Genomic DNA, 500 nt, shown 5'->3' with positions numbered 1-500 from the left:
ATCTGCCCCGGGCTGATGGTGGCATGGGTGGTGCTATGGTCGCTGCCGCTTTCGTATTGCGGCAGGGTCGGGTTATAGCTGGGGTTGCCGGGGATGGTGCTGTCTTTGCCGGAGAAGCCGCCGCTGAGGGAGGCGTTGCTGGCTTTGAAGCTGGAATGGTTTTCTATGTCTTTGAAGGTGAGGCTGTTGGTGGTGAGCTGGTTGTGCTCTTTGGCGGCGGTGGAACCGATGGCACCACCTTGCAGGTCGATGCTATCGGCACTGATGTGGTAGCCGTCTTTGCCGGCAAAGAGGCCGGATTGTTGGTTGACGGCGTTGAGGTGGCCGGAGGCCCGGCTGCTGTTAACGCTGCCGGAGACTTCCCACACGCTGCCAAAGCCGCCTTGTAGGTGGAGGTTGGCACCGCTCTGGCTGATTTTTTGGTCTATTTTGTCTTGCGGGCTGATGATGCTCAGTTTGCCGCCGATGTTGGCATCGATGCGGTTGGCACTGGCCTGAGC

General features: G+C 59.6%; 1 protein-coding gene. It reads left to right on the top strand.

The annotated features are described in order from the left end of the window. Window positions 1-389 (top strand): hypothetical protein (locus MJ764_RS11390; RefSeq protein ID WP_239327142.1); only part of this gene is annotated, 389 nt, incomplete at its 5' end. Window positions 390-500 lie beyond the last annotated feature (111 nt).

Source organism: Snodgrassella gandavensis, from assembly GCF_914768025.1.
Taxonomy (GTDB): Bacteria; Pseudomonadota; Gammaproteobacteria; order Burkholderiales; family Neisseriaceae; genus Snodgrassella; species Snodgrassella gandavensis.
Note: the sequence above shows the minus strand (reverse complement) of the source record. Positions and strands in the feature narration are given on the sequence as shown.